Source organism: Leisingera sp. XS_AS12, assembly GCF_041224635.1.
GTDB lineage: Bacteria > Pseudomonadota > Alphaproteobacteria > Rhodobacterales > Rhodobacteraceae > Leisingera.
In genome coordinates this window covers 121,488-138,607 of record NZ_JBGFGM010000093.1, presented here as the reverse complement: position 1 = coordinate 138,607, position 17,120 = coordinate 121,488, and the positions used below count along the sequence as shown (strand labels likewise).

The 17,120-nt window shown below is 62.3% G+C and carries 14 protein-coding genes; 7 read left to right on the top strand and 7 right to left on the bottom strand.

Annotation, left to right across the window (positions count from 1 at the left end; all coding sequences use genetic code 11):
* Window position 1 precedes the first annotated feature (1 nt).
* The 6 genes from AB9K35_RS10140 to AB9K35_RS10115 all read left to right on the top strand — a co-directional run bounded on the left by AB9K35_RS10140 (window position 2) and on the right by AB9K35_RS10115 (window position 5,770).
* A complete protein-coding gene (locus AB9K35_RS10140; RefSeq protein WP_369925784.1) occupies window positions 2–442 on the top strand; it encodes a PaaI family thioesterase in 441 nt (146 codons plus the stop codon).
* Complete coding sequence (locus tag AB9K35_RS10135) at window positions 442–1,239, top strand: oxepin-CoA hydrolase, alternative type (RefSeq protein ID WP_369925782.1); 798 nt, start codon at window positions 442–444, stop codon at window positions 1,237–1,239. The genes AB9K35_RS10140 and AB9K35_RS10135 overlap by 1 nt, the downstream gene beginning before the upstream one ends.
* Window positions 1,236–2,258, top strand: a complete 1,023-nt coding sequence (locus AB9K35_RS10130) for an NAD(P)H-dependent flavin oxidoreductase (protein WP_369925780.1) — start codon at window positions 1,236–1,238, stop codon at window positions 2,256–2,258. The genes AB9K35_RS10135 and AB9K35_RS10130 overlap by 4 nt, the downstream gene beginning before the upstream one ends.
* On the top strand, window positions 2,255–3,790 hold the full coding sequence (locus tag AB9K35_RS10125) for a class I adenylate-forming enzyme family protein (RefSeq protein WP_369925779.1): 1,536 nt from the start codon (window positions 2,255–2,257) through the stop codon (window positions 3,788–3,790). Before AB9K35_RS10130 ends, AB9K35_RS10125 begins: the two co-directional genes overlap by 4 nt.
* A gap of 295 nt (window positions 3,791–4,085) precedes the next feature.
* A complete protein-coding gene (locus AB9K35_RS10120; RefSeq protein ID WP_369925777.1) occupies window positions 4,086–4,844 on the top strand; it encodes an electron transfer flavoprotein subunit beta/FixA family protein in 759 nt (252 codons plus the stop codon).
* Complete coding sequence (locus AB9K35_RS10115; RefSeq protein WP_369925775.1) at window positions 4,844–5,770, top strand: electron transfer flavoprotein subunit alpha/FixB family protein; 927 nt, start codon at window positions 4,844–4,846, stop codon at window positions 5,768–5,770. Before AB9K35_RS10120 ends, AB9K35_RS10115 begins: the two co-directional genes overlap by 1 nt.
* A gap of 959 nt (window positions 5,771–6,729) precedes the next feature.
* Here AB9K35_RS10115 and AB9K35_RS10110 read toward each other — a convergent pair.
* From AB9K35_RS10110 to AB9K35_RS10080, 7 genes are all read right to left on the bottom strand, one after another.
* Window positions 6,730–8,334: an ABC transporter ATP-binding protein gene (locus AB9K35_RS10110; RefSeq protein ID WP_369925773.1), complete on the bottom strand. Its 1,605-nt coding sequence runs from the start codon at window positions 8,332–8,334 to the stop codon at window positions 6,730–6,732.
* Window positions 8,335–8,344: 10 nt separating this feature from the next.
* Entirely contained in the window at window positions 8,345–9,118 is a 774-nt protein-coding gene (locus tag AB9K35_RS10105; RefSeq protein WP_369925852.1) for an ABC transporter permease, read from the bottom strand.
* Between the two features lie 54 nt (window positions 9,119–9,172).
* Window positions 9,173–10,129 (bottom strand): ABC transporter permease, encoded by a 957-nt coding sequence (locus AB9K35_RS10100; protein WP_369925771.1) that lies wholly within the window; start codon window positions 10,127–10,129, stop codon window positions 9,173–9,175.
* Between the two features lie 93 nt (window positions 10,130–10,222).
* Window positions 10,223–11,794 carry an ABC transporter substrate-binding protein gene (locus AB9K35_RS10095; RefSeq protein WP_369925769.1) on the bottom strand — a complete coding sequence of 524 codons (1,572 nt, stop codon included), beginning with the start codon at window positions 11,792–11,794 and terminating at the stop codon, window positions 10,223–10,225.
* Window positions 11,795–11,830: 36 nt separating this feature from the next.
* Complete coding sequence (locus AB9K35_RS10090; RefSeq protein ID WP_369925767.1) at window positions 11,831–13,318, bottom strand: aldehyde dehydrogenase family protein; 1,488 nt, start codon at window positions 13,316–13,318, stop codon at window positions 11,831–11,833.
* Window positions 13,315–14,487, bottom strand: coding sequence for a mandelate racemase/muconate lactonizing enzyme family protein (locus AB9K35_RS10085; RefSeq protein ID WP_369925765.1), 1,173 nt, complete (start codon window positions 14,485–14,487; stop codon window positions 13,315–13,317). Before AB9K35_RS10085 ends, AB9K35_RS10090 begins: the two co-directional genes overlap by 4 nt.
* Window positions 14,484–16,094 (bottom strand): GMC family oxidoreductase, encoded by a 1,611-nt coding sequence (locus AB9K35_RS10080; RefSeq protein ID WP_369925763.1) that lies wholly within the window; start codon window positions 16,092–16,094, stop codon window positions 14,484–14,486. Before AB9K35_RS10080 ends, AB9K35_RS10085 begins: the two co-directional genes overlap by 4 nt.
* Window positions 16,095–16,234: 140 nt before the next feature.
* Here AB9K35_RS10080 and AB9K35_RS10075 point away from each other — a divergent pair, with 140 nt between their 5' ends.
* On the top strand, window positions 16,235–17,104 hold the full coding sequence (locus tag AB9K35_RS10075) for a LysR substrate-binding domain-containing protein (RefSeq protein ID WP_369925761.1): 870 nt from the start codon (window positions 16,235–16,237) through the stop codon (window positions 17,102–17,104).
* Window positions 17,105–17,120 lie beyond the last annotated feature (16 nt).

The window sequence follows — 17,120 nt, the reverse complement described above, 5'->3', positions numbered from 1 at the left end:
CATGGCGGCGGGCGATCTGATAAAAGACGAAACCGGCACTCAGCGGCTGATCGGCTATGTCATTGACGTCGGACAACCCGACAAGCGTGCTCGTTGCACGCTGTCGGTGACCGATCATCACCTCAATCGCCACACTGTCCTGCACGGTGGCATCGCCACGACGATGCTGGACAGCGCCATGGGCGCAACCGCCAGCCTGTCGGTTGACCCAAGCGGTCGCGCACCGTTCCTGACCGTCTCGCTCACCACGCAGTTCGTCGCTGCTGCGACCGAGAAATCAAACCTGATCGCAACCGGAGAAATCGTGGGTGGTGGCCGTTCATTATTGTTCGTGGATGGCGAATTGCGGGACGGGTCGGGTCGGCTGATAGCCACGGCAACGGGTGTATTCAAACGCGTCCCAGCTGACAAATTGGGCGCACCGAAAGGGAGTGACGGCTGATGCATGAGCTTGCCCGTTGCGAAGACCATGGTGATCACCTGATTGTCGTCAATTCGAACACCTCGAAGCGGAATGCGCTGTCGCCGGACCTCTATCGCGTCTTGGTCGATGGACTGGACCTTGCGGCGAGAAAGCCCCGCATCACCTCGGTCGTCCTGCGGGGAGAAGGCGGATATTTCTGTGCCGGTGGCGACCTCGGCCTGCTTGCAACCCGCCGGGAGATGCCCCGAGATCAGCGTCTCGCGCGGATTGAAGAACTGCATAACGTGATCCGCGCGGTCCTGAACTGCCCGAAACCGGTGATCGCCGCCGTCGAGGGAGGCGCGGCTGGCGCCGGTGTATCGCTTGCCTTTGCCTGCGACATGATCGTGTCTGACCGGGATGCGACATTCACCGCCGCCTACGTCAAGGCCGGACTGGTCCCAGATGGTGGCCTCACCAGCACATTGGCCGCGCACCTGCCACGCGAGTTGGTGATGCGCATGACCTTGCTGGGGGAGCCGGTGACGGCAGAACGCCTGTTCAGCCTTGGGGCCATCTCGCAGATTGAACCCGCGGGCAACGTTGTCCCGACCGCGCTTGCGCTGGCCGAGAGGCTGGGCGCCGGGCCATCCGGTGCCCAGGTCCGCATCAAAGCGCTGGTCAACAGCGCACATACGTCATCCCGAGTGGAGCAGATGAACGCTGAACGCGATGCAATGGCGGATGCCATTGCTGCCGCGGAAGCCGCCGAAGGCATCGCCGCATTCCTCGAAAAACGCCGTCCTGACTTTACCAAAGCGCGAGGCACCACATGACAGATCCGATCTTCGACACCGCCGTTACTCGGACCTATGGGTGCCGTCTGCCCATTGTCGCCGGTGGCCTGATGTGGCTCTCGGATGCGTCCTATGTGGCTGCCGGTGCCAATGCCGGCATCATGTCCTTCCTCACGGCGGCCAGCTTTCCCGAGCCCGCCGACCTGCGCGCCGAGATCGTGACGTGCCGAAAGCTCTGCGGTGATCGCCCGTTTGGTGTGAATGTCTCAATGCTGCCAAAACTGGTCGAAGGCGAAAGGATTGCGGACACTTTCCGCCTGATCGCGGATGAGGGCGTGCGTTTTGTCGAAACCTCGGGGCGCAATCCCGAAGCCTTCTTACCGTTCCTCAAGGACGCTGGCATCCAAGTTCTGCATAAGGTGCCAAGCGTGCGCTACGCGGTGAAGGCACAGCAAGTTGGGGTCGACATGGTCTCCATCGTCGGCGCGGAATGCGGCGGCCACCCCGGGCTCGATCTGATCGGAAGCATGGTCAACCAGGCGCTGGCCGAACGCCAGCTCGATATCCCCTTTCTGATCGGCGGCGGCATCGGTGCCGGTAGCCAGATCGTCTCGGCCCTGGCCGCCGGCGCTGCGGGTGTGGTGATCGGCACACGCTTTCTGGTGTCCGAGGAAATCTCGGCACACCTGCAATACAAGCGGGCCTTGGTGGCGGCCAACGAACGAGACACGACATTGACGATGAGCAGCGTGCGCAACACGGTGCGCACGCTCAGCAACGAAACGACCGAGATCGTGCGGCAGCTTGAGGCAGATAACCCCGATATCAGCATTGCCGAGCTGATGCCCTATGTGTCCGGCGCGATTGGCCGCAAGGCATATGAAACCGGCGACGTGTCGCGCGGGATGTTGTCCGCAGGACAGGCCCTGGGCCTGACCGACGCCATCGCCCCGCTGGCAGACATTGTCGCCCAACTGGAACAAGAGGCAGGTGTCGCGCTGGCGCGCCTGCGCCCCCATTCCCTTGCAACGCAACGCGCAGAGGTGCTGGCATCATGACCGTAAACAGCTTCCGGATTCATCATCTTGTCGAGGAGAGCGCGCGTGCCTATCCCGATGCGATTGCCCTGATAGATGGCAGCGGCCACCAAGTCACATACACTGAATACCAGGCGGCGATCGCCGAAGCCGCCACCTTGTTGCAAAACCGGGGCGTGCAGCCTGGCGACCGCGTCGCGATCGTGGCTGAAAACTGCATCACGACGGCGGTCTTCATTTTTGCGGCCAGCATCGTCGGGGCCTACGCGCTGCCAATCAACGCGCGCATGACCGCAACCGAAATCGCCCGCGTGATGGCGCATGCAACGCCGCGCGTGACTGTCTTCACAACCGAAGCCTCCAAAGAAGCCGCAGCACATGCGGAGACCGCGCGCGCTGAACCGCAGGAAACTTCCTTTGGGAGTTTCGCCATCGCCGTCACCGGTGCCAGCGCCCCGGAAGTGGTCGAGGGCGGCCCGGACGAAACCGCCGTTCTGCTCTACACGACCGGCACCACCGGCGACCCCAAAGGGGTGATGCTGACTCACGCCAACCTGCGCTTTGCCGGCAGCGCCTCGGCCGAGCTGCGCGGCATGAGACAGAACGACAGGATCTATGGCGTGCTGCCGTTGACCCATGTTTTCGGGCTTGCTTCTATGCTGATGGCCGCCTGCGGTATCGGGGCGACGATCCAGCTTGAACCCCGCTTTCGTCCGGACGCCCTGTATGCGGCGCTGATGGACAAAGCCACCGTTCTGCCCGCCGTGCCGCAGATGCACGCCCTGCTGATGCAATATGCCAAGGATCGGGGGCTTACACGGCTCGAAAACAGTAAATTGCGCTATGTTTCCTCCGGCGCAGCCCCCCTTGATCCGGCATGGAAACGCAAGGCCGAGGCTTTCTACGGGCTGCCCCTGCAAAACGGGTACGGGCTGACGGAAAGCACCGCAGGCGTCTGCAGCACCCGCAATCCCATCGGGTCTCCGGATATCAGTGCGGGCTTTGCATTGCCGGAGACAGAAATCCGGCTCGACACCTCGGTCGGCGCGGAGGGCGATCCGGATGCCGGTGAAATTCTGGTCCGCGGCCCGCAGGTCATGAAGGGATATTTCAGGAACCCGGCAGAAACCGCACGCGCCATTGACGCAGACGGATGGCTGCGCACCGGTGATCTTGGAAAGATGGATGAGGCGGGCAATCTGCACGTGGTAGGACGCTGCAAGGAACTGATCATTCGCGGCGGCTTTAACGTCTACCCGCCCGAGGTCGAAGCCGCGTTGAACGACCATCCTGACGTGATCCAGTCAGCCGTGATCGGCAATTCCGTCAACGGCGACGAGGAAATCCTCGCCTTTGTTCAGTGCGCTGATCCGACGGCGCTGGACCAGGAGGCACTCGCCGCCTTTGCCGCCAATCGTTTGACTGGGTACAAGCGGCCATCCCGCATCATCCTGACAACCCAGCTCCCGGCTGCGCCGACAGGCAAGATTCTGAAACACAAACTGGTGTCCGTTTTCGCGGACCAGCTGGCCCGACCCGCGGCAGAGGGATAGCGCAGGTGGTGAATGACATGAATGGTTCCAACCCCGGCCGGGATGAAAGCCGCCGCCAGAAAACGACCGACAGTCCTGCTGCTTCGCGGATCTTTTCGCTGCCTGCACCGAACCCGAGGCGCGTGGCGGCCACGCGATGTCCGCAGAATTTCATGTCATTCGGCATTTGCTGATGCCTTGAAACCGTGACCCCCGATGAAGGCACCCACGATGTCCACGCGCTGTTCCTCAGGCGCGCAACCACCGGCCTTCAGTCGTTTCATCAATTCCAAACAACAACTTGGAGACCATGCCCATGAAGGTGCTCGTGCCTGTCAAACGCGTGATCGACTATAACGTAAAGGTCCGCGTCAAAGCGGATGGAAGCGGTGTCGATCTTGCCAATGTAAAAATGTCGATGAACCCCTTTGACGAAATTGCCGTCGAAGAGGCGATCCGCCTCAAGGAAGCCGGCAAGGCAGATGAAGTGGTCGCGGTGTCGATCGGGGTCAAGCAAGCCCAGGAAACGCTGCGCACCGCGCTTGCAATGGGTGCCGACCGCGCCATCCTGGTTGTGGCCGCCGATGATATCCATACCGACATCGAACCGCTGGCGGTGGCCAAGATCCTCAGGGCGATCGTCGAGGAAGAGCAACCGGGTATCGTTCTGGCAGGCAAGCAGGCGATCGACAACGACATGAACGCGACCGGCCAGATGCTGTCTGCGCTGTTGGGTTGGTCGCAGGGCACATTTGCCTCGAAGCTCGACATAGAAGGCGATCACGCGCTGGTCTCCCGCGAGGTCGACGGCGGGTTGCAGACGATCAAAGTCAAGATGCCGTCGATCATCACCGTGGATCTGCGCCTGAACGAGCCGCGCTATGCGTCGCTGCCGAACATCATGAAAGCCAAGAAAAAGCCGCTGGATGAGAAAACCGCGGCCGATTACGGCGTCGATGTCACCCCGCGCCTTGAGATCGTCAAGACCGACGAACCCGAGGCCCGCAAAGCTGGTGAAATCGTGGGCTCGGTCGACGAGCTTGTTGCAAAACTCAAAGACGCGGGGGCTGTGTAATGGCTGTTCTTCTTCTCGCCGAAGTCGCAGATGGCGAACTCGTTTTCGACGCGACCGCAAAGGCCGTCACCGCCGCCACCAAACTGGGTGAAGTGACCGCGCTGTGCTGCGGTGGGTCTGCCGCTGCCGCCGGAGAGGCCGCCGCCAAGATCGACGGCATTTCCAGGGTGCTGGTCGCCGAGGACGCCTCGCTGGGTCATCGTCTTGCGGAATCCACCGCTGCGCTGATCGTGTCGCTGGCTGATGCGTATGAGCACATAGTCGCCCCCGCCACCACCGACGCCAAGAACATCATGCCGCGTGTCGCAGCCCTGCTTGATGCGATGGTGATCTCGGATGTCTCGGGCGTTGTCGATGACAAGACATTCGAGCGCCCGATCTACGCTGGCAATGCGATCCAGACCGTCAGGTCCTCGGATGCAAAGAAGGTGCTCACCGTCCGGACCTCGACCTTTGACGCGGCTGGTGAAGGTGGTTCGGCCCCGATCGAGAACATTTCGGTGGCGGACAAACCGGGCCTCTCCGAATGGGTCGAAGACAAGGTCGCGGCAAGTGACCGACCCGAGTTGACCTCGGCCGGTATCGTCGTCTCGGGTGGACGTGGCGTGGGCAGTCAGGAAGATTTCGCCCTGATCGAGAAACTGGCTGACAAGCTCGGTGCCGCCGTTGGTGCCTCGCGGGCCGCCGTGGACTCGGGCTTCGCCCCGAACGACTTGCAGGTCGGTCAGACCGGCAAGGTAGTTGCCCCAGATCTTTACATCGCCGCAGGTATCTCGGGCGCGATCCAGCACCTTGCCGGTATGAAGGACTCCAAGATTATCGTTGCGATCAACAAGGACGAAGAGGCGCCGATCTTCCAGGTGGCTGACTACGGGCTTGTCGCCGATCTGTTTCAGGCCGTGCCGGAACTGACCGGGAAACTGTGACATTCTCGGGGCGGTGACAGAAAACCTCGTTCTTTCCGGTCCGTTTCCCGGGCTATTCAGCATTCGCCCGGCGCAGTTGAACGCTGCCAATATAAAAACAGAGCCAGGCGGGCCGAGAGGCCCGCTTGTCTGATTCAATACATGTCGCTTTCGGCCCGGGCGGCATTAACCAGACACAGAATGCCGTCCGGAACGGCAAGTGTCGGCCAGTCAGCCTGTTAAAGGCCGCAGGGAAGAACACCGATTACATCGGCTCGCGGGCACCGCTACGGATCTTACCATGAGTCAGTTGGCTGCTTGCTGATCGTGGCTATGGCGCGGACAGGTGCAGAGGAGCGCCAAGGGACAAAGGGTTTCGCGTCTGTATCCCGGATTGAAACCATCGCAACACTCCGCGTAGGTGTACCAAGGAATTTCTGCCAGCCAGCACGCCCTGACAAACGTCAGCCGTGATCGGCTGGACCTTTATCGCCACCCCGATGGGCATCGTTGCAGAGTGCCCAATGCTCCGACAGGTCATGCTGCACTCGCGGATCTTGCCCGTAACAGAGTTGTCCTTGCCCACTTACGTCGACTGGCGGTCCAGAATGGCAGCTCTGGGCATTTTGGGGAGGAGGCGTTGCAGTCGGCAGGTGCCACCAGCTCAGGTGACGGCCTTTGCGCAGAGCCGAGGCACGCGCGCTGGCATAGACCTTATCGATGCGGAGGTCATCGCCTGCTTCTTCGCATGTCGGCCCGAAGCAGGCCGCAGCGCTCACCGCCGTTGCCAGAAAACCGGTCACCATCGCGAAAGCGTTGTGTAAGATCAGTCTGAAGCGGGTGGCTCCTACGACCTGACAGTTAAAGTTACCAACAGGATCTGACGCCGCTGAAACACCAGTAGCGACTTGAATCAACTATCCCGGTCCCAAGGTTATCTCCATTGGGGCCGGAAATTTGTGCCAAGTGCTCGGGGGTGTTCAACTGGCCAGTCTCTGCCTGACGCCGTCAAGCCAGCCCGCGTCCATTTGCGGAACCGAGGCCAGCAGCCGTTTCGTGTAATCCGACTTCGGCGCGGCGAAAATTTGATGCTGCGCACCGGTCTCTACAATCTTTCCCCGCTGCATGATGACGACCTGATCGGCAATCGCCTCAACCGTGGCGAGATCGTGGGTGATGAACAAATAAGTCAGCCCCAACTCATCCTGCAGCCGCAACAACAGCCGCAAGATCCCTTCCGCCACGAGCTGATCAAGCGCGCTGGTGACCTCGTCGCAGATAATGAACTCCGGCTCCGCCGCCAGGGCCCGCGCGATGCCGATGCGCTGCTTCTGTCCACCTGACAGCTCGGGAATGCGGCGATCAAGGAAGGTCGCCGGATCCAACTCGATCAGTTCCATCAATTGGTTCACCCGCGCCCGCAGCGCAGATCCGCGCAGACCCAGGAAATGCCGTACAGGTCGCTCCAGTGTCTCGCGCACGGTGTGACGCGGGTTCAGGGCGGTGTCCGCCATCTGGTACACCATCTGGATATGACGAAGCGTGGCGCGGTCGCGCTTCTGATAAGGCCCGGGAAGGGGTTTGCCCTGCCACAGAACCTCCCCTTCTCCGGGCGGCAAAACGCCGGCAATCACCTTGGCCAAGGTCGACTTTCCCGATCCGCTTTCGCCAACAACCGCAGTGGTCCGGCCTTTGAGGAGGTCGAGGCTGACACCATCCAGCACCTTGGTGGTTCCATAGCCTGCAGTAACCCCGCTCAGTGACAGGACCGTCTCCGTGTCGTTCGTATCGCGTCGGGGTCGATCCAGCGCCCGCACGGCCCACAACGACTTGGTGTAGTCCGCTTCGGGCGCCTCCAACATCTTTCGCGTCTGCGCCGTTTCCACCTCCCGGCCATGTTGCATCACCGTTATGCGATCGGCCATCTGGCTGACGACGGCCAGATCGTGCGTGATGTAGATCGCCGCCGTGTCATAACGTTCGACAATATCGCGGATCGCTCCCAGAACTTCGATTTGGGTGGTCACATCCAGCGCCGTCGTCGGCTCGTCGAAAATGATCAGGTCAGGTCGGCACGCCATCGCCATGGCCGTCATCGCCCGCTGCAACTGGCCGCCTGACACCTGATGCGGATAGCGAAAACCAATCTGTTGAGGGTCCGGTAGCTGCATCTGGCGGTAGAGTGCGATGGCGTCGGCCTCGGCCTCGGCCCGCGCGGCGGTGCCATGCAGCAATGGTGCCTCGCAGAACTGGTCGATCAGCCGGTGCGCCGGGTTGAAGCTGGCTGCCGCAGACTGCGCCACATAGGCAATGCGGCGCCCATGCAAATCTTGCAGCGTCGCCGTGCTTGCCTGCGCAAGGTCGATCCCGTCAAACAGGATCTCGCCCGCGGTGATCTCTACCCCCTCGCGGGTGTAGCCCATCGCCGCCAGCCCGGCTGAGCTCTTGCCCGCGCCGCTTTCGCCCACCAACCCCAACACCTCGCCCCTGTTCAGGCTCAGGTCCAGACCATGCAAAATGGTGGTGCGCTTCCCCTTCGGCCCCGCCTCGAGCCGCAGGCCGCAGATGTCCAGTAGCTTGCTCATGGGCGTGTCCTCAGCTCTTCAGGCCGCTGGCGCGGTGCAGCATCCAGTCGACAATGAAATTGATGGCAATGGTCAGCAGCGCGATGGCTGCTGCCGGGATCAGCGGGGTAATGTCGCCAAAGGTGATCAGCGTCGCGTTTTCCTTCACCATCGAGCCCCAGTCAGCGGTGGGCGGCTGAATGCCAATGCCAAGGAAGCTGAGCGCGGCAATGAAGAGAAACACGAAGCAGAAGCGCAAGCCAAACTCTGCAATCAGAGTCGAGGAGATGTTCGGTAGCACCTCGCGACGCAACAACCACAACGTCCCCTCCCCGCGCAGCTGGGCGGCCTGGATGAAATCCTGGCTGACCACATTCATTGCCGCGGCGCGCGACAGGCGAAACACCGGCGCGATGTAGATCACCGCGATAACGCCCACCATGTTGGGGATAGAAGGACCGACAATGGCCAACAGCATCAGCGCAAGGATCAGCGGCGGAACGGCCATCAACACGTCGATTACCCGCGACAGGATCTGGTCTATCCAGCCGCCCTTCAGCGCGGCCACCATGCCCAGAGCCGCGCCTGCGGTGAAGGCGATGCCGGTGGTCAGCAGCGCCAAACCGACGGTATTGCGGGCGCCGTAGATCATCCGCGACAGCATGTCCCGGCCCAGATTGTCGGTGCCGAGCGGGAAGGCGGCGCTCCAGGGTTCGTATTCGACCCCGACGATTTCGGTTTCCCCGTAGGGCGCCAATAGCGGGGCAAACACCCCAGTAACCAATACGGCAGCCAGGATCAGCATTCCCAGCAACGCGGTAGGCGGGGCGGATTTGAGGGTTTTCAAGTCTGCGCTCCTTTATCGTGCGTGCCGCAGGCGCGGGTTGGACAGGATCGACAGGATGTCGGCCAGCACATTCAGGGTGATGTAAGTGCCGGCAAAAAACAGGCCGACAGCCTGCACGACCGGGAAATCGCGGCTGGCAACGGCATCGACCAAAAGCTGCCCCAAGCCCGGGTAGGAGAACACGACCTCCACCACGACAACACCGACGATCAGGTAGGCGAGATTCAGCGCCACCACGTTGATGATCGGTGCCAGCGCATTGGGCAGCGCATGCAGCACGATGACCCGCCAGCGCGGCACGCCCTTCAGTCGGGCCATCTCGATGTAAGGGGCCGCCAGCACGTTGATGATGGCCGCGCGCGTCATTCGCATCATGTGGGCGATGACCACCAGGATCAGGGTCAGCGCAGGCAGGAAGCTGCGGTAGAGCGCATCGCCGAAGGAGGAAGCCTCATCAATGCGGGCGAGCGTCGGAAACCAGCCCATGCGGATCGACAGGAACAGAACCAGCAGGTAGGCGACAAAGAACTCCGGCATCGAGATCGCACCGAGGGCGCCGACATTGACGCTGCGGTCGAACAGCGAATTTCGCCACAGCGCGCTGAGCAGTCCCAGCAGGATCGCCACAGGAACCGCGATTACGGCGGCGTAACAGGCAAGGAACATGGTATTTGTCAGGCGCGTGGACAGCAAATCCGCAACTGCCCGCTGCGACGCCATCGAGGTGCCAAAGTCCCCCTGCGCGGCGGCCGCCAGCCAGTCAAGGTAGCGCAGATGCGCAGGCTGGTCCAAGCCGAGTTCGGCGCGGAAGGCGGCCAGCGTTTCCGGTGTGGCGGACTGGCCGAGGATCTGTTGGGCAAGATCACCCGGCAGCAGTTCGACGCCGACAAACATCAGCGCAGAGACTGCCAGCAGCGTCACGGCGCCAAGGGCCAGTCGGCTGAAGATCAGCTTCATCAATGGGGGCAATTCAAAGCCTCCTGTTAAGTCGCGACAGAAAACACGCCTGCATGAGGCCGCCCAGCCAGGCCGCCTCATGCATTTGCAGCTCTGGAGGACGGATCAGGCCATCCACCAGCGCTCGATGAACCGGATGCTGTCCAGATCCCACATTTCCGAGATCCGCTCGGGGGTCTGCACCTTGGTGCTCATCGCCGAGACATACTGGCCGAAAGCCGGGATCAGCGCCCCACCGTCGGCCTGGCACAGCTGCTGCATCTCGCCATAGATCTCGGCGCGCAATCCCTGGTCCAGCTGCGACCGACCTTCGGCCAAGAGCTGGTTGAAGCGCTCGTTTTTCCAGCTGGTGTCATTCCAGTCGGCGGTGGCGGCATAACCGGCAGAGAACATCAGATCCGGTGTCGGACGGCCGCCCCAGTAGCTGCAGCAGAAGGGCTTTTGCAGCCAGACGTTGGACCAGTAGCCGTCATCGGGCTCGCGCGCGATCTTCAGATTGATGCCCGCGCCCTTGGCCGCCTCGGAGAACAGCACAGACGCATCGACTGCGCCGTTAAAGGCCGCATCTGCGGTGTGCAGCGCCACATCCAGGCTGCTGAGTCCGGACTTGGACAGGTAGTGCTTCGCCTTGTCGGGATCATAGGCGTGCTGTTCCAGATCGGCGTTGTAATAGGGCATGGACGACGCGATCGGGTGGTCATTGCCTACCGTGCCAAAGCCCTTCAGCACCTTCTGCACGATCGCCTCGCGGTCAATTGCGTGCTTCAACGCCAGGCGCACGTTCACGTCGTCAAACGGCGCTGCGGTCACCTGCATCGGCATGGTGTAATGCAGGGTGCCGTTCTGGGTGTGGATCTTGATGTTGCGGTTGCGTTTCAGCAAGTGGATGGTCTTGAGGTCCGGGCGGTCGATCAGATCGACCTCGCCGGTCATCAGCGCGTTCATCCGTGCCGCCGGATCGCCAACCTTCAGCAGCACCACCTTGTCAAAATGGGCCCGCCCAACCTTCCAGTAATCGTCGCGGCGCTTCAGTTCGATACGCACGCCCGGCTCAAAAGCCTCGATCACATAGCCACCAGTACCGATCCGACTTTCAGGGTCGATGGAGCCATCTTTGTTCTGCCGGATGGTCAGGTGGTAGTCATTGAAGATGAAAGGGAAATCAGCATTGCCGTCATCCAGCTCAAAGATCACCACCTTGTCGCCGTCAGCGCGGATGTCCTTTATCTGCGCCAGCAGCGGCTTCACGCCTGACTTGGAGTCCGGCCCCATATGATGACGGATCGAAGAGATCACATCGACAGCCGAGACGGTCTTGCCGTCCGAGAATGTGGCGTCATCGCGCAACCGGAACGTCCAGACACGCGCGTCCGGGGTCGCCTCGTAGCTTTCGGCGAGATCCGGCTGGGCCGAGCCATCCGGGGCGATTTCCACCAGGGTCGAGAACACCGCATAGCTGGTGGCGAACATGAAGTCGTTTGCGTAGGTCGCCGGGTCCAGAGAATCCGAAGTGCTGCCTTGGGTATAGCCCACCCGCAGGGTTCCGCCCTTCTTGGGCTCTGCGGCGTGGGCGCGGGTGTTCAGACCCAGCCCCAGGGCCATCCCGCCCGCCGCGGCGCCCGCCAGAAAACCGCGACGGGTCGGTGCCGCCAGGGCGGTGGTGGTCTTCAGCATCATGTTCCTCCTCCTTGGGAAATGCCTCTTTGCAGCGCCTTACACTGCAAGTGTGATAGATTTTGAACGGGTATAGGCGTCGAGCCCCTCCAGCCCTTTTTCGCGGCCGAACCCGGATTTCCGGTTGCCGCCAAAGGGCAGCTCGATCCCTCCCGCCCAATAATCGTTGACGGTGACCTGCCCCGCATCGACACGCTGTGCCATACGTAGCGCGGTGGACATGTCGTTGGTATAGATACCGGCCGCCAGGGCAAAATCGGTGCCATTGGCAAGGCTCAAAGCTTCTTCTTCACTTTCAAAGATCTGCACGGCGAGAACGGGTCCAAATATCTCTTGCAGCACCGCATCATCGCTCGCGCTGAGGTTATCCAGAATGGTTGGCTCGTAGAACCAGCCCTTACCAGTTTCCGGGTCCGTAGCCGTGTTGCCACCGGTGACGATCTCGACACCCCGGGCGCGAGCGCGCTCAACGTGCCCCGCGATCTGCTCCAGATGGCGTTCGGAGTTGACGGCCCCCATGTCCGGGTTGCGCAGCCCATGGCCAAAACGCACGCCTTGCGCCTTTTTGGCCAACCGTTCCAGAACCTCGGCGTGCAGATCACGGTGGATCACCAACCGCGATCCGGCCGAGCAGATCTGCCCAGAGTTCGAAAAAATGGCCCAGAGTGCGCCCTCGGCCACATCCTCCGGATCGGCATCGGCAAAGGCGATGAGCGGCGACTTGCCCCCCAGTTCCAGCGTCAGCCCAGTCACATTCGGGGCCACGTTCTGCATCACGCCCACGCCGGTCGCAACCGAACCAGTGAAGGTCACGTGCCGCACCCGAGGGTCGGTGACCAGCGGCGCACCGGCCTCGATGCCGGTGCCGGTGACCACGTTGACGACCCCGGCAGGCACGCCCGCGCGTAGCAGCAGTTCGGCAATCATCAGCGCGGTAAAGGGCGTGGTTTCCGCCGGTTTCACCACCGCCGAACAGCCCGCCGCCAGCGCCGGGGCGATGCCGCGTACCAGCGTCGAGGTCGGATAGTTCCACGGCACGATATGCGCGGTCACACCCACTGGCCCTCGCAGGGTGAAGGCGGCGTTTCCGTTGCCAAGGTTGACGCTGCGCCCGTCCAGCTTGTCCGCCGCGCCTGCGTAGTATTCGAACAGACGTGCCGAACCCGCAACATCGCCCTGCGCCTCAGCCAGCGTCTTGCCGCTGTCAAGGCTTTCGATCACCGCCAGCCTGTCCGCCTCGGCGCGCATCAGGCGCGCGACCTCGTTCAGGATGGCGCAGCGACGAGCGGGCGGCGTGTTGCGCCAGACCTCGAAGCCTTCGGCGGCGCTGGTCACGGCGCGGTCCACATCGGCCGCGGTGCCGGCGGCAAAATCGGCAAAGGCTTCGCCGGTGCCGGGATCGAAGCTTTCCATGCGGTTGCCGCTGTCGGCCGCTAAGAATGCGCCATCGATGAAATGGTCGCGCGGCAGATCCGGCAGGGTGCCGGTTTCGAAATAGGTGGAAATCATCCGGTCGGAGGTCATCATGCGTCCTCGCTGCATTTGTAGGTGGATTTGGCCAGCCACTCGGGGCAGATCTCGACGCCCCAACCGGGGGCATCACTCACAACCGCCTGACCGTCCGTGATGGTGAAGGGATCGTTGCGGAACAACTCGCGCTGCCAGGGATAGTAGTCGTCGCCCTCGATCGAGAATTCCAGATAGCGGCCGGGATTGGGCACCGCGCGTAACAGATGCATGGTGAACAGAGTCACCAGCGACAGGTTGGCCGCATGCGGGGTGCAAGGCAGCCCGGCGGCATGGCCCATGCGGGCGACCTCCATGCTGCGCACCATGCCGCCCAGGTACAGAATATCGGGCTGAATGATGTCGACCGCGCGCATCGCAACGATCCGCTTCCACTGCTGCAGGTCCCAGTCCTGCTCGCCACCCGCCACGTCGATGGACAATTCGCGGGTGACTTCGGCGGTCTGTTCCAGCTCCCAATAGGGGCAAGGCTCCTCGAAATGTTCGTAACCGTTGGCCTCCAGCATCCGCCCGACCTCGATCGCGCGGGCGGGGCCAAACCCCGAGTTGCCGTCAACCAGCAACGCCGCATCCGGTCCCATGGCCTTGCGGATAGCCGGGATGATCGCCTCGGTACGTCCCTCCCATTCGTCCCGATCCTGGCCACATTCGGCGCCGACCCGCACCTTGAAGGCATCAAAACCATGGTCATCGCGAAGGCGCCGCAGGCGCGTGGCCTCATCCTCGGGCGTGATGTCGCGCCGCATCGAGGAGGCATAGGCCCGCAGCGGCCCTGCCGTGCCGCCCAGCAGTTCAGCCACGGGCTTTCCCGCCGCCTTGCCGCGCCAGTCCCAGACCGCGGTGTCCAGTCCCGCCATGGCCCGGCGCAGATAGGTTCCAGGGAACTTGTGCTCGCGCAGCGGGACCTCGGCGATCACGTCCTCCAGCGCATCCATACCGCGCCCCAGCGCCCAAGGCGCCACCTGCCGGTGCAGGATCTCGCAGGTCAGATCGCTGCTGTAGGTGGACACCTGCCCCCAGCCGGTGCTGCCGTCCTCTGCGGTGACCCGCACAAAGCCGACCAGCGGCGTGCAGAAGGTCTCGATCCGGCGGATCCGCGGACCGGTGTCGTCCTTGCTGCGAACGTTGGCGACCGGCACCGCGCCGGACATGGAATAAGGCGTGCTCATGCGTCCTCCAGAATGAGATCAGCGGCGCGGTACGCCAGCATCATGGTCGGGGCATTGGTATTGCCCGAGGTCAGATTGGGAAAAACCGAGGCATCGACGACGCGCAGCCCCTGCACCCCATGCACCTTCAAGCGCGGACTGACCACCGCGTCCTGCGCATCCCGCCCCATGCGGCAGGTGCCGACAGGGTGAAAGACGGTGCCGCAACGCTCGCGGAAATCGTCCAGGATCTGCGCATCGTCCATACGCCGCAGATCCGGCTCCATCGCCGTGTCCACCAACCTGTCCAGTGCGGCAGTCGTAATCAGTCGCTGGCACAGGCGCCCGCCGGCCACGACCTGCGCGCGATCCTCCGCGGTCGCAAGCGAATTGGGGCGGATGCGGGGCGGGGCCGCCGGGTCAGCGGCACTGATGTCGATACGACCACGGCTGGTGGGTCGAGCCGGCTGAAATCCGATAATGAAGCCCGGAAACGGGTCCGGCTGCACCACCGTACGCCTGCCGTTCGGCGTCGTGGTATAGGTGACCGGGTTGAAATACAGCTGCTGGTCAGGGTGGCGCTGATCCGGACCGGAGCGGAAATAGCCGCCGCACTGATTGACCGACAGGGCCAGCGGTCCACGCCGGGTCAACGCATATTGCAGCGCAGCGCGAACCTTGCCCGTGAAGGGGCGCAGCATATTGTTCAATGTGGGTTCAGTTGCTCGGAAATAGTAGTTGATGCCCAAGTGGTCCTGCAGGTTTCCACCCACATGCGGCGCTGCAAGTCGCGGCGTGATCCCATGAGATTTGAGAACCTCCGCGGGACCAATCCCCGACAGTTGCAAAAGCTGCGGCGAGCCCACGGCCCCGGCTGAAAGAATGATTTCACGACCAGCTTTCAGTGTACGTCGCTTGCCCTTATGCAGCACCTGAACGGCAGCCGCGCGTTGACCTTCGAAAACGATCCGCTCTGCCAGTACCCCGGTCATCAGCGCGACATTTGAGCGCCTCAACGCCGGTTTCAGGAACGCCCGCGCCGAATGCATCCGACGGCCGCCCCGCGTGTTGATCCGATAGATCGCCGCGCCCTCGTTTGCAGCACCGTTGATATCGTCCGTGGACGGCAGGCCAAGTTCCTGAGCAGCCGCAAAGAAATGCCGGTTTGCAGGATGGATCTGATCCGAGACATCCTGAACATGCAGCGGCCCTTCGCCCTGCAACGTCCCGTCCGCATCGCTGCGGCTTTCCATCGCTTCGTAGGTCTGGCGAACAGTCTCCCAATCCCAGCCCTCTGCCCCGGCGTCGGCCCAGTCGTCGAAATCCCGGGGCAGCCCGCGGGCATAGACCAGCGCGTTTATCGCGCCAGAGCCGCCGACCACCTTGCCCCGTGGCCAATACCCGCTTCGCCCTGCGAGGGCTTCTTCCGGTTCGGTCTGGAATTTCCAGTTGACCTTAGGATCAAAGAAAGTCTTGCCGTAGCCCAGTGGTAGCGCAATCCACGGCGACCAGCCTCGACCACCGGCCTCCAGCACCAGCACCTTGTGACGTCCCGAAGCGCTCAGCCGGTCCGCCAGCACGCAGCCGGCGGATCCTGCTCCGATGATTATGTAGTCGTACTCCGCCACTGCGCCCTGCCTGATACTGGTGTTGTCGCACGAGCGTTACAAACCTCTCGGTCAAATCCAAAACGAAAAAAAATTCGTGATAGCCTTAAAAAAATTCGCAGAGCCGATAATGTAGGGAAATGTACAAAGAGCTTCCCCCCTTGCCGTGGCTACGTGCCTTCGACGCCAGCGCCCGCCTCGGAAATTTCACCCTCGCCGCCGAGGAGTTAGGTCTGACGCCCTCTGCAGTCAGCTATCAGGTACGGGGCCTTGAAGCGCAGCTCGGTCACAAGCTGTTTCGACGGGAGCGCAAGGCACTTGTGCTGACGCGGTTGGGTCAGGCCTACAGGCCAGTGGTGGCCAAGGCATTTGCCGATCTCGATGCCACGACCTCAAACCTGTTTGGCAAGGGCGCCGAGGCAGAAATAACCCTGCGCTGTGTCAGTTCACTAAACTTGCTGTGGTTGGTCCCCCGATTGGAGCATTTCAGGGGCGCGCATCCGGACAGTCGCCTGCGGGTTCTGTCGGCATCCTGGGCCGAACTCGCGGATGGCGAGGAGATCGACGTTGATATCCGCTACGGCGATGGCAACTGGTCCGACGGGGAAGTGCTGCCGCTTATGACCAACGAAGTCATCGCTGTCTGTGCCCCTGCCCTGCGTACCCACGGTGGCCCAAACGCATTGGCACAGGGGCCGTTGATAGAACTGGCGGGCGTCGTCGACACATGGCGGCATTTCTTCGCCCTGCATGCCCCTGATTGCCAGATGGACGAGCCTGCCTACAAGGTTGACCAGTCCCTGATCGCGTTGGAACTGGCAAGCCGTGGTCAAGGGACCGCCTTGGTGGCCGAGGTCTTCGCCAGACCCTACCTGGAGCGTGGCACCCTTGTTCAGGCCAGCGAGCTTACGCTGCCACCGCGACAGGGGCACTATCTGGTGCTCCCCAAGAAACGCAATCGGTTCCGGCCGGAAGTTTCCGCGTTGGTCGCGTGGCTACAGGATCAGGCGAGCTGTTCCGCAATTGCCTGAACTTGAACGACCCAGA